15 protein-coding genes are annotated in these 12630 nt (G+C 69.6%); 7 read left to right on the top strand and 8 right to left on the bottom strand.

The genetic code is table 11. The features are described 5' to 3' along the window. Positions 1–9 precede the first annotated feature (9 nt). The gene (locus QSJ30_RS06790) at positions 10–678 is read left to right on the top strand and encodes a carbonic anhydrase (RefSeq protein WP_285607712.1); all 669 of its coding nucleotides are present in this window, start codon (positions 10–12) and stop codon (positions 676–678) included. On the opposite strand, the gene era is transcribed toward QSJ30_RS06790, so the two are convergent. From era to QSJ30_RS06810, 4 genes are read right to left on the bottom strand one after another with little or no spacing between them, the layout of a single operon-like run. After that, positions 675–1607, bottom strand: coding sequence for a GTPase Era (gene era, locus QSJ30_RS06795; RefSeq protein WP_285607713.1), 933 nt, complete (start codon positions 1605–1607; stop codon positions 675–677). The two genes, QSJ30_RS06790 and era, sit on opposite strands and share 4 nt — an antisense overlap. Then, positions 1600–2385: an acyl-ACP--UDP-N-acetylglucosamine O-acyltransferase gene (gene lpxA / locus QSJ30_RS06800; protein ID WP_285607715.1), complete on the bottom strand. Its 786-nt coding sequence runs from the start codon at positions 2383–2385 to the stop codon at positions 1600–1602. Before lpxA ends, era begins: the two co-directional genes overlap by 8 nt. Then, positions 2382–2852 carry a 3-hydroxyacyl-ACP dehydratase FabZ gene (gene fabZ / locus QSJ30_RS06805; protein ID WP_285607717.1) on the bottom strand — a complete coding sequence of 157 codons (471 nt, stop codon included), beginning with the start codon at positions 2850–2852 and terminating at the stop codon, positions 2382–2384. The genes lpxA and fabZ overlap by 4 nt, the downstream gene beginning before the upstream one ends. A gap of 49 nt (positions 2853–2901) precedes the next feature. Continuing rightward, the gene (locus QSJ30_RS06810; RefSeq protein WP_285607718.1) at positions 2902–4605 is read right to left on the bottom strand and encodes an HD family phosphohydrolase; all 1704 of its coding nucleotides are present in this window, start codon (positions 4603–4605) and stop codon (positions 2902–2904) included. An 88-nt stretch (positions 4606–4693) separates the two neighbouring features. Here QSJ30_RS06810 and QSJ30_RS06815 point away from each other — a divergent pair, with 88 nt between their 5' ends. Together QSJ30_RS06815 and speD are read left to right on the top strand one after the other, a co-directional pair. Continuing rightward, positions 4694–5866, top strand: a complete 1173-nt coding sequence (locus QSJ30_RS06815; RefSeq protein ID WP_285607720.1) for a class I SAM-dependent RNA methyltransferase — start codon at positions 4694–4696, stop codon at positions 5864–5866. Beyond that, on the top strand, positions 5863–6234 hold the full coding sequence (gene speD, locus QSJ30_RS06820; protein ID WP_285607722.1) for an adenosylmethionine decarboxylase: 372 nt from the start codon (positions 5863–5865) through the stop codon (positions 6232–6234). The genes QSJ30_RS06815 and speD overlap by 4 nt, the downstream gene beginning before the upstream one ends. Here the strand turns inward: speD and QSJ30_RS06825 are convergent. The 4 genes from QSJ30_RS06825 to QSJ30_RS06840 form a co-directional block, all read right to left on the bottom strand. After that, the gene (locus QSJ30_RS06825; RefSeq protein WP_285607723.1) at positions 6224–6727 is read right to left on the bottom strand and encodes a methylated-DNA--[protein]-cysteine S-methyltransferase; all 504 of its coding nucleotides are present in this window, start codon (positions 6725–6727) and stop codon (positions 6224–6226) included. The two genes, speD and QSJ30_RS06825, sit on opposite strands and share 11 nt — an antisense overlap. Next, a complete protein-coding gene (locus QSJ30_RS06830; RefSeq protein WP_285607725.1) occupies positions 6724–8136 on the bottom strand; it encodes a DNA-3-methyladenine glycosylase 2 in 1413 nt (470 codons plus the stop codon). Before QSJ30_RS06830 ends, QSJ30_RS06825 begins: the two co-directional genes overlap by 4 nt. Positions 8137–8204: 68 nt before the next feature. Beyond that, positions 8205–8717: a methylated-DNA--[protein]-cysteine S-methyltransferase gene (locus QSJ30_RS06835; protein ID WP_285607732.1), complete on the bottom strand. Its 513-nt coding sequence runs from the start codon at positions 8715–8717 to the stop codon at positions 8205–8207. A 42-nt stretch (positions 8718–8759) separates the two neighbouring features. Continuing rightward, a complete protein-coding gene (locus QSJ30_RS06840; protein ID WP_285607734.1) occupies positions 8760–9182 on the bottom strand; it encodes a methylated-DNA--[protein]-cysteine S-methyltransferase in 423 nt (140 codons plus the stop codon). A gap of 76 nt (positions 9183–9258) precedes the next feature. Between QSJ30_RS06840 and QSJ30_RS06845 the strand changes: the two genes are divergently transcribed. The 4 genes from QSJ30_RS06845 to QSJ30_RS06860 all read left to right on the top strand — a co-directional run bounded on the left by QSJ30_RS06845 (position 9259) and on the right by QSJ30_RS06860 (position 12629). Continuing rightward, the gene (locus QSJ30_RS06845) at positions 9259–10068 is read left to right on the top strand and encodes a menaquinone biosynthetic enzyme MqnA/MqnD family protein (protein ID WP_285607735.1); all 810 of its coding nucleotides are present in this window, start codon (positions 9259–9261) and stop codon (positions 10066–10068) included. A gap of 51 nt (positions 10069–10119) precedes the next feature. After that, positions 10120–11430: a Xaa-Pro dipeptidase gene (gene pepQ / locus QSJ30_RS06850; protein ID WP_285607736.1), complete on the top strand. Its 1311-nt coding sequence runs from the start codon at positions 10120–10122 to the stop codon at positions 11428–11430. A 197-nt stretch (positions 11431–11627) separates the two neighbouring features. Beyond that, the gene (locus QSJ30_RS06855) at positions 11628–11951 is read left to right on the top strand and encodes a hypothetical protein (protein ID WP_285607737.1); all 324 of its coding nucleotides are present in this window, start codon (positions 11628–11630) and stop codon (positions 11949–11951) included. Between the two features lie 6 nt (positions 11952–11957). Beyond that, complete coding sequence (locus tag QSJ30_RS06860) at positions 11958–12629, top strand: hypothetical protein (RefSeq protein ID WP_285607738.1); 672 nt, start codon at positions 11958–11960, stop codon at positions 12627–12629. The last annotated feature ends 1 nt before the right edge of the window (position 12630 follow it).

The following is a 12630-nucleotide window of genomic DNA, read 5'->3' on the forward strand; positions in this document are numbered from 1 at the left end:
ACTGGACCGATGCAGAAGCTCGTCCAAGGCATCCACCAGTTCCAGACCCAGATCTTCAGCTCCCACAAAGAGCTGTTCGAGCGGCTGGACAAGGACCAGGCCCCGGAAACGCTCTTCATCACCTGCTCGGATTCGCGCATCAGCCCGAACCTGATCACGCAGACCCAGCCCGGGGAGCTGTTCATTCTCCGCAACGTGGGCAACCTCGTGCCCCCGTACGAGCACATGGGCGGCATGAGCGCAGGCATCGAATTCGCCGTCACCGTGCTCCAGGTGAAGGACATCATCGTCTGCGGCCACTCCAACTGCGGCGCCATGAAGGCCCTGCTGGAGCCGGACCAGCTGGGCGAGCTTCCGGCCACCAAGGCCTGGCTGGCCCACGCCCGGAAGACCGAACAGATCATGTGGGAGAGCTACGGCCACCTCCACGGCAACGAGCTGCTGCACGCCACAGTGGAGGAGAACGCCCTGGTCCAGCTGGAGAACCTGCGCTCCCATCCGTCTGTGGCCAAGGCCGTGACCGCAGGCCGGCTGCACCTGCACGCCTGGGTCTACAAGATCGAGACCGGCGAGGTCTTCGCCTTCGATCCGGACCGCGGCCAGTACACCTCGGTCACGGGCACGGATGGTCTGGCGCCGCTCGACCCCGAGCACCGCGCGACGGACCTGTCGATTTAGATAGAAAGCCGGTCCAGCCGGTCGGGGCGGTCCCGCCAGCCTTCGTCCACCTTCACGAACAGTTCCAGGCGCACGGGGCGCTGGAGGAGCTTCCTCAGCTCGCGCTGGGCGCTCTGGCGGATGTCCTTGATCATCTCGCCCTGGCTGCCCAGCAGGATCTTGCGGTGGCCGTCGCGGTCCACCAGGATCCTCGCGGCGATGAAGACGCCCTCAGGCCCCAGGTCCTCGGGGTAGTCCGCGTGGCCCGCCTCGAGCCACTGCTCGATGAGCACCGCCACCCCATGGGGAACCTCTTCGCGGGTCTTGCGGAGCACCTTCTCGCGGATGAACTCCGCCGCCAGGGACCGCTCGGTCTGGTCGGTGAAGGTCTCCTCGTCGTAGGGCCAGCCGGGCTGGGTGGCATCGCGCTCGAGGAGGGTCCAGAGCGGATCGAGGTTCAGCCCCATCTTGGCGCCGATGGGGACGATCTCCTTGAAGGGGAGCAGGTCCTTGTAGGTGGCGATCTTCTCGAGCAGGCGGCCCTTGGACAGCAGATCGATCTTGTTCAGCAGCAGGTAGGTGGGGCGGCCCAGCTTGCGGAGACGCTTGGCCAGGGCGTGCTCCCCCGTCCCCAGGTAGTCGTCCGCATCCACCATCCACAGCAGGAGGTCGGCCTCCTCCAGCGCCTGGTCCACGTGGGCCATCATGCGCTCGTTCAGGGCGTGCTTGGGCAGGTGGATGCCCGGCGTGTCCAGGAAGGCCAGCTGCACATCCCCACGGTTCACCACGCCCAGCACCTTCGTGCGGGTGGTCTGGGGGATCTGGCTCGTGGCCGCCAGCTTCTGGCCCAGCAGGGCGTTCAGCAGGGTGGACTTGCCGGCGTTGGGCAGGCCGATGATGGCGAGAGTCGCATGGCGGCGCTGCGGGGCCTTGGTAGGCTGGTCAGCCACGATGCACGCCCCGCTTGGCCTCGCGGATGAACGTGAGCAGGTAGGCCACTTCGGCGATGTGGCCCACTTCCTTCTCGGTCTGGGCCATGGCCTCGTCCCGAAGCAGCCCCGAGTGGAAGAGAAGACGGTGGGCCTTCTTCAGCCCCTCGACCACCTCGATGGGGAAGCCCTTGCGCTGGAGGCCGATGGTGTTCACCCCGTAGCTCTTGGTGTCCCGGGCGCCGGCGGTCTTCATGAAGGGCAGCACATCCTGAGTGGCCACGGTGAAGCCGCCCATGAAGGCGTGGTGCCCGACCCGGCAAAACTGGTGGACCGCCGAGAAGGCGCCGATGTTGCAGCCGTCGCCCACCTCGACATGGCCCGCCAGGGTGGCGCAGTTGGCGAAGATGTTCTTGTTCCCCACGTGGCAGTCGTGGGCGATGTGCGACCCGGTCATCAGGAAGTTGTCGTCGCCCAGCGTGGTGAGGCCGCCGCCGCCCTCGGTGCCGCGGTGGAGGGTGGAGCCTTCGCGGATCACGTTGCGGTTCCCCACCTGCAGGCGCGTGGGGGCGCCCTTGAACTTGAGGTCCTGGGGCCCCATGCCCAGGGTGGCGTGGGGGTAGATGTCGTTGTCTTCGCCCAGCACAGTGTGGGGACCGATGACGACATGGCTGCGCAGCAGGGTGCGGGCGCCGATGACGGCATTGCCTTCGATGACGCAGAAGGGACCCACGACCACGCCCTCGCCCAGCCGGGCCTCCGGACTCACCACGCTGCTCGGGTGGATCTGCGCGCTCATCGTCCCTCTCCTTCGGCCAGGTCCATCAGCATGGACATGAATTCAGCTTCCGCGACCTTCTGGCCACCCACGAAGGCTTCGCCCCGCATCTTGCAGATCCGGCCCTTGAGCTGGACCACCTTGACTTCCATCACCAGCTGGTCGCCGGGCAGCACGGGCTTGCGGAACTTCACTCCGTCGATGCCCATGAAGTAGATCACCTTGCGGGCCCGGTCCTCGATGTCCTGGAGCAGCAGGCAGCCACCGGTCTGGGCCATGGCCTCGACGATGTAGACCCCCGGGAACACCGGCCGGCTGGGGAAGTGGCCCTGGAAGATCTGCTCGTTGTAGCTGATGTTCTTGAGCCCCCGGATCCACTGCTTGGGCTCGAAATCCAGGATGCGGTCCACCAGCAGGATCGGATACCGGTGGGGCAGCAGATCCAGGATTCCTTGCAGGTCGATCGTTCGGGGTTCGCGTTCCGACATGGGCACTCCAATCCTATAGCCTACCGGCTATGGGCTTCGGCCTCCACCCTCAGGACCGCCGGGTCGTCCGCTCGTAGATCCTGGCCTCGATGAAGAGGTCCAGCAGGCCCCGGTCCAGGGCCCCCTCCCGGGCCTCCTCGTCCAGGATGGCCAGGCTCCGCTCCACGGGGACGGCCCCCTTGTAGGGCCGGTCCTGGGCCGTGAGGGCGTCGTAGACATCCGCGATGGCCATGGCCCGGCTCTGGACCGGGATGTCCTGTTCCGAGAGCTTCCGGGGGTAGCCGCGGCCGGTCAGGCGCTCGTGGTGGGCGTAGGCGATGTCGGGGATGCCCGCCAGGTCGCGGGTCCAGGGGATGCGCTCCAGGAACCGGAAGGTGTGGGTCACGTGGCTCTCGATCTCGAGGCGCTCGGCTTCGGACAGGCTGCCCCGGCGGATCCGGAGGCTGGCCAGGTCCGCGGGCTCTACCAGCGGCCGGCGCTCGCCGGTCCAGTGGGTGAAGGCCAGGTCCTCCAGCAGGCCCAGGCCTTCGGCCACCTCCTGGGCCAGCACCGTGGGCTCATTGCTCTGGCGCACCAGGTGGATGAGCCGCTCCGATTCAGCCTTGCGATCCTGGATGGCGCGCTCCCACAGCCCGGGATCGCCCCCGCCCTTCCAGGCCCGGGCCAGGGCCTCCAGGGCCTCCTCCAGCTCCCGTTGGCGCAGGCGCTGGAGGATGATCTCGAGCTGGCCGGGATCCAGCTTCTTGGCCTTCACCAGCACCTGCTCGCGGACCCCCACCTTGCCGAAGTCATGCAGCAGGCTGGCATAGCGCAGCTCCCGGAGCTGGCGGTCGCTGAAGGAGAGGCTCCCATAGGCGCCATTCGGCGTGGCGTTCACGACCTCCGCCAGGCCCACGGTGAGGTCCGCCACCCGGCCCGAATGGCCGCTGGTGACCGGGTCCCGGGCCTCGATGGCCGTCACGGAGGCGGCCACGAACCCCTCGAAGAGCCGCTCGATCTCTTCCCGCAGCTGGGCGTTCTTCACCGCCACCGCGGCCTGCCCCGCCAGGCTCTGCGCCAGCCTCTGGTCCGCGGAGGAGAAGGCGGCGACCTGGCCGTCCTCCTGCAGGCGGTTGAGGAGCTGCAGGACGCCCAGCACCTGCCCTTCCGTGTCGAGCATGGGCACCACCAGCGCGGATTGGGTGCGGTACCCGGCCTGGCGGTCGAAGCTGTCATTGAAGCGATAGGGGGCTTCCGGGGAGATCCCGTAGACGTCCGGCAGGTTCAGGCTTTCCCGGCTGAGGGCCACGAAGCCAGCCAGGGCTTCCCGCGAGATGGGCATGGCGACCCGGGCGAAGGGCAGGCTCACCCGGGCATTCTGGGTGTGGGCGAAGAGCAGCTCGGGATGCTCCTCGTCGCCGGTGAGCAGGTAGATGGACCCGGCCTCGGCCATCAGCAGCTCGCGGGCCTTGCTGAGGATCAGGTCCAGCAGCCGGTCCAGGTTCTGTTCGGAGGCCAGGGCCCGGCCCACCTCGTGGAGCCGCTCCATGTCCCGGCGGTCCTGCAGCCGCGCCCAGGCAGCCCGCACCAGGGCCTCCGCCGCCTCCAGGCCAGGCCAGCACTCGCAGTCCGCGAAGGTCCCGTCCCCCGGGAGGCCCAGCACCACGTCCGCCGCGCCGCCGTCCACGAAGACCAGGCAGCGGCGCATCTCCCCGGCCGCGCGGTCCAGGAGGATGCTACGGTGCTCTGGGGGGACGGCGACAGTGAAGCGCAAGGCGGAATCAGGCTCCAGGAAGACGAAGGCGAAAGTCCCGCCAGCATATCGGAATTCCCCTGCCCCCACCGAAACCTGGCAAGGCCCGGTGGAGCGGCTGGCCTGGGGCGGCAAGGGTGTGGGCCGCGAGGCCGATGGCCGCCTGCTGCTCCTGGAGGCCCCTCTGGCCCTCTTTCCCGGCGAGGTGGTGGAGGCCACCGTGATCTGGAAGGCCCGCCATGGAGAGGGCCGCGTCACCCGCTGGATCACCCGGGATCCCCGCCGCGCCGTGGCCGAGTGCCCGGTGGCCGCGAGCTGCGGCGGCTGCGAGCTCTGGGAGGCCGGCCGCCACGCCCCCGACCTCAAGCGGCAGATGGTCGCCGACCTCCTGCGCCGCCAGCTGGGCGAAGAAGTGCCCTGGGACTGGCACCCGGCCCCGGCGGAGGCCCTGCGCCACCGCATCCAGCTCCACTGGGACGGGTCCTCCCTCGGCTACTTCCGCCGCCACAGCCACGCCCTGGTGCCCGTGTCCGCCTGCCCGGCCGCCGCCGAGCCCCTGTCACTGGCCATTCCGCGCATGCAGGAAGCCCTGACGGCGCACATCCTCTCCTCCCGGCCCGGCCGCTGGGAGCTGTCCACGGGCACCCCCGCAGGCGAGGTCCTGGCCACCGATGAGCGGGGCCGCAGCTGGCACCTCGAACCCGACGGCTGGCATCGCACGGAAGCGCCGCTGGCGCACCGCCTGGGAGGGATCACCCTGCATCACGAGCCAGGCGCCTTCTTCCAGGTGAGCCCGCCCTGGGCGGCCGAGGCCTTCCGGAGCCTCCTGGAAGGCTGGGAGGTGCAGGGCGGCACCCTCTATGACCTCTACGGCGGGGTGGGCCTCTTCTCCGCCCTGCTGGGCAAGCGCTTCAACCACCGCGTGCTGGTGGAATCCGGCGAAGCCGCCGTGGCCTGGGCCCGGCGCAACCTGGAGGCCCTGGGCCTGCCCGCAGAGTGCCTGGTGGCCGACGTGGCGGCTTGGGTGCCGGAGGGATTGGGCCAGCCCGACGATGTCGTGCTGCTGGATCCCCCCCGGGCCGGGCTGGAACCAGCCCTCGCCGACCGCCTCTGCACCGCCCAGGCCGGGACGCTGGTGCTGGTGGGCTGCGATGGCGCGGCTTTCTGCCGGGACCTGAAGCGGCTGGCCCAGGCCTGGAGCCTCGAGAAACTCGCCGTGCTGGACCTCTTCCCGCTCACCAGCCATGTGGAGTGCGTGGCCCTGCTGACCCGGCGGCCATGAGCACCCCCGCCAGCGCCCTCGGCCGCCACCTGCTCGCGGAATTCACGGGCTGCGAGGCCGCGGCCCTGGCGGACCTCGCGCGGGTCACCGCCGCCATGCTGGCGGCGGCGGAGGCTTCCGGCGCCACCATCGTCACGCACAGCTTCCACCACTTCAGCCCCTACGGGGTCAGCGGGGCCGTGATCATCGCGGAGAGCCACCTGGCCATCCACACCTGGCCCGAGCACCGGTTCGCGGCCGTGGACTTCTTCAGCTGCGGCGACGTGGACATGGACCGGGGCTTGGCCGTGCTCAAGGCCGCCCTCGGTGCGGAGGCGGAGGTGCGGCTGGAGCTGGAGCGCGGCCCCCTGCGGACGCTCAACCCCTGAGCGCGCCCTCCAGGCGCAGCAGCCGCTCCTTCCTGCCCAGACCGCCGGCATAGCCCGTGAGACTGCCGCTGGCGCCGATCACGCGATGGCAGGGCACCAGAATGGAGATGGGGTTGGCGCCATTGGCCCGCCCCACGGCCCGGCTCAGGTTCGGATCACCAAGGGTCGCCGCCAGCTGGCCGTAGCTGCGGGTCTCTCCGAAGGGGATGCGCTGGAGCTCGGCCCAGACGCGCTGCTCGAAGGGGCTGCCGTGGAGCCGGATGGGCACCTCGAAGCGGGTGCGGCGGCCCGCGGCGTAGGCCTCCAGCTGCTCCCGCAGGCCGGCCGTCGCTCCGGCGGGAGGGGCCGCCACTGGCCCCAGGCGGGCCAATTTCGCCAGCAGCCTGTCGCGGAACTCATGGTCGGAGAACCCCAGGTAGATCACGGCGCCGCCCTGGTCGAAGGCGACCTGGACTGGTCCGAGCGAGGTGTCGAGGCGATGGATTCCCGTCATGCGGGCACTCCTTTCAGGCTGGCCCACAAATGGAAGGTGGCGAGGCTGCGGTGCGGGGCGAAGGGCGCCATGAGGCGCGTGGTCCCGGGACCGTCGGGACGCGCCTCGAGCTTGAACCAGCGCTGGAGGGCCAGCGTGAGGGCCGCATCTCCCACCGGAACGCAGTCCCGGAAGCCGAGGCCGCGCATCAGCACGTACTGGGCCGTCCAGGGTCCGCAGCCCCGCAGGGCGAGGAGGGCCTTGCCAGCCCCCGTGGCCGTGAGCATCTCCTCCAGGCGCAGTTCGCCTGCCGCCACCTTCCCCGCGGCGTTCAGGACGTACTCGGCCTTGCGCCGCGAGAACCGCCGGGCCACCAGCTCCCCGGGCTCCAGCGCCGCGAGGCGCGCCGCCTCGGGATGGGCGATGAGCTCCCCCACGGGTGTTCCCGCCAGGCAGATCAGGTCGCGCCGCAGGGCATAGGCGAAGGCCAGGTTCACCTGCTGCCCCAGGATCGCCCAGACCAGGGCCTCGAAGGGATCCAGGGTCAACGGCACCCGCAGGCCCTCCCGGCCCCGCGCCAGAGCTGGATGCGCTGTTTCGAAGGAGGCTGGATCCCCGTGCCAGGCCAGGAGCCGCAGGGCCGCCCGGTGGGCCTCCGCCATGGCAGCGGGACCCTGCGCGCCCTCCAGGGTCACGGCGACCGTGTCCGTGCCGAAGGCCAGGCTCAGCACCCCGGGCTTCCCGGCGAAGTGGGCGCCCTTGCGGAGGATGGGGCCCACCACCCGCTCGGACACGCTCTCCGGATCGCGGCCATGGAAGCGCAGCAGGTCGTCGAGGCGGGTGCCCTCCGGCAGCGGCAGGGTGAAGCGGGACGAGCCCAGCAGGTCCCGGTAAGCGCCGGGCGCCAGGCCCGTCTGGCGGCGGAAGGCCTCGTGGAAGCCCGAGGGGCTCTCGAACCCCACGGCGCCCCCCAGGTCCAGCAGGGATCCCTCCCCCGTCTCCAGCCGCGCGCAGGCGGCTTGGATGCGAGCCCGCTGGAGGAAGGCCGCAGGCTGGGTGTGGGCATGGTCCCGGAGCAGGGTCTTCAGCTTGGTGAGGCCGACGCCGGCCGCCTCCGCCAGGGCCTCCGCCTCGGGGAAGGCTGCGGGATCCGCCAGGGCCTGGGCCATGGCGTCCTCCAGGCGCGCCAAGTCCGCATCCTCGCCCCGGTAGAAGGCATCGGGCCGGCACCGCTTGCAGGGGCGCAGCCCGGCCGCCTGGGCGGTACCTTCATCCGCGAAGAACCGCACGTTCCGGGCCAGGGGCTTCCGGGCCGGGCAGGAGGGCAGACAGTAGATCCCAGTGGTGAGGACGCCCGTGAGCACCCGCCCGTCGAAGGACGCGTCCTTCGCCAGGATCCGTTCGTAGAGGTGCTCATCCGACCAGCGCATGCCTCCATGCTAGGAGCCCCCCGGAGGGAAGTCCTCCGATGGGCGGCGCCGGAATTTTTAGCGTTTGCTCAGTCCCACTCCAGCGGCAGGCGGGGCTGGGGCGGGGCCTTGGGCAGCACGCCCTCCAGGCGCAGCAGGAACTCCTTCATGTCCAGGCCCCCGGCATAGCCCACCAGGGACCCGTCCGACCCGATGACGCGGTGGCAGGGGATGAGGATGGCGATGGGGTTGGCGCCGTTGGCCCGGGCCGCCGCGCGGATGCACTTCTCGTCCCCCAGACGCCGCGCCAGTTCCAGATATGAGATGGCCTGGCCGTAGGGGATCTTCAGCAGCTCCTTCCAGACCCGCCGCTGGAAATCCGTGCCCTCGGCCAGCATGGGGATGTTGAAGTCCCGGAGGTTGCCGGAGAAGTAGGACTCCAGCTGCCGCTTCAGGTAGGGCAGGCTCTTGGGGACCGGGCTGGCCGGGGCCAGGAGCGGGTGCCCGTGCAGGCGGTCCAGCCGGATCAGGCGTCCCTCCCCATCGAAGACCGCGCCCAGGTCTCCCAGAGGCGTGGGCAGCAGATGGTAGGGCCCGTTCATGGGCACCAGCATGGCAGAATCACGGTTTTTTGTTGAAGGCGATCAGGGCCGCCGCCAACCCAGGCCCGATTCCAGTTCCCGCAGGGCCTTCGGCAGGGGTCCCTCGCCGGGCAGGATCACCCGGTGGGCCGGCACGAGCAGGACGATGGGATTCGAGGCGCAGGCCATGATGATCAGATCCTCATCCACCCCCAGCCAGGCGCCGAGATCCCCGGGCTGCCGGCACTGTCCGTAGGGGATGGTCCGCACCGTGTCCCAGATGCGCAGCTGCAGGGGCGAACCCTGCGGATCCACAGGCACCGTGAAGGTGCGCAACGTGCCGGCCAGGTAGGCGTCCAGCTGGCGGTCCAGATACCGCTTGGCCTCGCGCTGCTCCTTGGGCGGCAGGGGGCTGGTCTTGCGGGGATCAAGCCCTTCCACGGCCAGCTCCCGCAGCCTTCCCCGGCCGTCGAAGGCGGCACGCATCGGCCCCATCGGGGTATTGAGCTCGTAATGCCAGAGGACCATCAGGGAATCATCGCAGGGTCGGTAGACTGTTGCCATGGCCACTGAACCATTCCGCCTGTCCATCATCGACTACCTGAACGCCGCCCCCCTGAACCACGGATTCAAGCACGGCCTCGGCTGGGAGCATTTCCACCTGAAGTTCCACTACCCCTCGGCCTGCGCCGATCGCCTCCGGTCCGGCGAGGTGGATGCGGGCATCGTCAGCTCCATCGAGTACCTGAGGATCCCCGACCTCCGCATCGTCCCGGGCCTCTGCATCGCCTCCCCCAAGCGGGTGCGCAGCGTGGTGATCCTGTCCAAGGTGCCCCCGGAACAGATCAGGAGCCTGGCCCTGGACACCTCGAGCCGCACCAGCGTGGTGCTGGCCCAGCTGCTCCTCCGGGAGCGCTACGGCGTGATCCCGGCCGTGACCGACATGGGTCCCGATCTCCCCGCCATGCTCGAGGCGAACGACGCCGCCCTGATGATCGGAGACTCCGCCATGCGGGCCCCCCGCCAGGGGCTGTTCGTGCTGGACCTGGCCGAGGAGTGGCACGCCTGGACCGGCCTGCCCTTCGTCTTCGCGCTCTGGCTGGTCCGCAAGGATGCCCCGGAGCTGCCGGTACCCGGCGGCGTGGCCTCCTTCTTCCACAAGAGCTTCGAGATCGGCCAGGCCCAGCTGCCCGCCATCATCGAAGAGGCCCGACGCACCATCGGCTGGACCAAGATCGAGCTGCACGAATACCTCACCGAGAACATCAGCTACACCCTGGGCGAAGCCGAGCGCGAAAGCCTGGCGCTCTTCTTCGAAAAGGCCGTCCGTCACGGCTTCGCCCCCGAGGTGAAACCCCTGCAGTTCCTCTGATGCCCAGGATGGCCCGATCATCCGCCTGCTGACCACCCCCGAAGGGATCCCATGACCGACCTCTCATCTCTCTTCCACACCCACACTGCCGAGCGCCAGCGCACCACGGCCGAAGCTCTGGCCGAGACGGGCTTCGACGCGCTGGTGATCTCCAGCGGCAAGGTCTACACCCACTTCGCGGATGACCAGGACGCGCCCTTCCACCCCGTTCCCCACTTCGCCCACTGGTGCCCCATGGCGGGACCGCACCATCTCCTCGTGATCCGGCCGGACCAGCGCCCGCGGCTCATCCGCTATGCCCCCGAGGACTTCTGGTACGAGCAGCTGCCTCTCGGAAATCCCTTCTGGGCCGGCGAATTCGATATCGAGGAGGTGGGCACCGTCGAGGACGCGTGGAAGCGTCTGGGGACCCTGGCCCGGGCCGCCTACATCGGCAACGAGACCGATCGGGCCGAGGCCGCGAACCTCGAGCTGAACCCCGCCGGCCTCACCGCCCGCCTGGACTGGCACCGCACCAACAAGTCCGCCTACGAGGTGCAGTGCATCGAGGAGGCCACGGTGCTGGCCGCCCGGGGCCACCTGGCCGCCCGGGCCGCCTTCCTGGCCGGCGCCAGCGAGCTGGAGATCCACCACGCCTACATCCAGGCCGTGGGCATCGTGGATCACGAGATGCCCTACGGCAGCATCGTGGCCCTCAACGAGAAGGGCGCCACCCTCCACTACGAAGGCAAGCGCACCCTGAAGAACGGGTTCGTCATGCTCATCGACGCCGGCGCCCAGGTCCGCGGCTACGCCGCCGACATCACCCGCACCGTGGCCGCACCCCACTGCGACAGCCGCTTCGCGGACCTCGTGGACGACATGGTGAAGCTCGAGCTCCAGCTCTGCGACCTGGTGAAGCCCGGCCTGCCCTACGGCGACCTGCACCACCAGGGGCACCTGGCCATCGCCGGCCTCCTGAAGGACCACGGCATCCTGAAGGCCGACCCCGATGAGGCCGTGGAGAAGGGCCTGAGCCGTCCCTTCTTTCCCCACGGCCTGGGCCACCACCTCGGCATCCAGGTGCATGACGTGGCGGGACGCCAGGGCGCGCCCGACGGCACCATGGCGCCACCGCCACCCCAGCACCCCACCCTGCGCACCACCCGCACCATCGACGCGGGCCAGGTGTTCACGGTGGAGCCGGGCCTCTACTTCATCCCCATGCTGCTCCGCCCCTTCCGCGAGAACGAGCACAAGGGCCGCTTTGACTGGAAGCTCATCGACGAGCTCACGCCCTGTGGCGGCATCCGGATCGAGGACAACCTGCTGGTGACCGCAGGCGGACATCGCAACCTCACCCGGCCCCACCTGCCCAACTGAGCCCTTGAGGCCGGGACCGCGGGTGGTCCAGGGGGACACCGGGGTTGGACGGCCGCACCCGCCGGGTGTGGCTGCCCAACCCCAACCTCTGCCGTAGTTCCATCTTGTGAGCCGGGCCGTCTTCGGGTCTGATGGGAAGAGACCTTCTCCACTGCCTTCTCTTCCACCGCCAGGGCCGCAGCCCGAGGAGCACTCCTGTGTCTACTGAAGCCTTCGACGCCAACCGCGACCACCGCATCAGCCCGGAGGAGGCCGCCGGTCTGGTCCAGGCCTTCCAGTCCAAGGCCGAGGCCGGCGAGCATCGGGCCACCGCCTTCAACCGCAGCGCCTTCGAGCAGCTCCTCAGCCAGCCGGGTGCCGCCGGCATCCGCATCTACCGTGCCCGGCACGAAGACGGTTCGCCCACCCTGGTGATGGTGGCGGTGGACGCGGAAGGCCAGGACCTCGCCGCGAAGGATGGCGTGTACATCCAGAAGGGTACGGACTGCCCCCCCTATTGCGTTTCGCAGAGCTGGTTCTAGCTCTCCATGGACCGTTTCCGGGTCCTCCTGTGGGTCGGGTGGGGCATCCAGTCGGTCTCCCCCCTGGTTCCCGTCCTGGCGGCCGCGGTCCACGCCCGATCGGAGCGGTTCCAGTCCTTCCCCTGGATGCGGCGCCTGACGGCCCTCCTCATCTTCCAGCTCTTTGTGAACTGGACCATGCTCGGCATGGCCATGAACCGGGTCCGCAACGCCTGGGTGGCCGACCTGGCCCACGTGCCCGAGGTGCTCGGCGCCTTGTGGGTGCTGGCGGGGCTGGGTCCGAAGGTCCTTCCCGGGCCGGTCTTCATTCTCGCCGCCGGCACCATGGTGGCGAGTGCCGCCTGGGAGGCCGCCCAGGCCGGGGTCGGCTCCAGGTGGTCCATGGCCGAGACCGCGGCGAGCCTGGTGTTGTTCGCGCTGTGCCTGTGGCTGCTCAAGGATCTCGTGACGAAGGCTGACGGACGGTCCCCATGGAATCGGCCCGCCGCCTGGCTGCTCGGGACCTGGGCGCTGGATCAGGGGATCATGCTGATGTTCTACCCCGTGCAGAATCTCTTCATCCACCAGCTCTCACGCGATTGGGTCCTGATCCCCTGGCTCGTGAGATTCATCATCGGGCTGCTCCTCAACCTCGCCCTCGCCAGGACCTACCTGTGCCGGAAAACCAACTCGTACTGAG

The organism is Geothrix edaphica (assembly GCF_030268045.1).
GTDB lineage: Bacteria > Acidobacteriota > Holophagae > Holophagales > Holophagaceae > Geothrix > Geothrix edaphica.

Coding starts and splice junctions, on each gene's coding strand:
- QSJ30_RS06790 (WP_285607712.1), top strand. CDS start 10: ATGCAGAAGCTCGTCCAAGGCATCCACCAGTTCCAGACCCAGATCTTC.
- lpxA (WP_285607715.1), bottom strand. CDS start 2,385: ATGAGCGCGCAGATCCACCCGAGCAGCGTGGTGAGTCCGGAGGCCCGG.
- fabZ (WP_285607717.1), bottom strand. CDS start 2,852: ATGTCGGAACGCGAACCCCGAACGATCGACCTGCAAGGAATCCTGGAT.
- speD (WP_285607722.1), top strand. CDS start 5,863: ATGAGCACCCCCGCCAGCGCCCTCGGCCGCCACCTGCTCGCGGAATTC.
- QSJ30_RS06825 (WP_285607723.1), bottom strand. CDS start 6,727: ATGACGGGAATCCATCGCCTCGACACCTCGCTCGGACCAGTCCAGGTC.
- QSJ30_RS06830 (WP_285607725.1), bottom strand. CDS start 8,136: ATGCGCTGGTCGGATGAGCACCTCTACGAACGGATCCTGGCGAAGGAC.
- QSJ30_RS06835 (WP_285607732.1), bottom strand. CDS start 8,717: ATGAACGGGCCCTACCATCTGCTGCCCACGCCTCTGGGAGACCTGGGC.
- QSJ30_RS06840 (WP_285607734.1), bottom strand. CDS start 9,182: ATGCGTGCCGCCTTCGACGGCCGGGGAAGGCTGCGGGAGCTGGCCGTG.
- QSJ30_RS06845 (WP_285607735.1), top strand. CDS start 9,259: ATGGCCACTGAACCATTCCGCCTGTCCATCATCGACTACCTGAACGCC.
- pepQ (WP_285607736.1), top strand. CDS start 10,120: ATGACCGACCTCTCATCTCTCTTCCACACCCACACTGCCGAGCGCCAG.
- QSJ30_RS06860 (WP_285607738.1), top strand. CDS start 11,958: ATGGACCGTTTCCGGGTCCTCCTGTGGGTCGGGTGGGGCATCCAGTCG.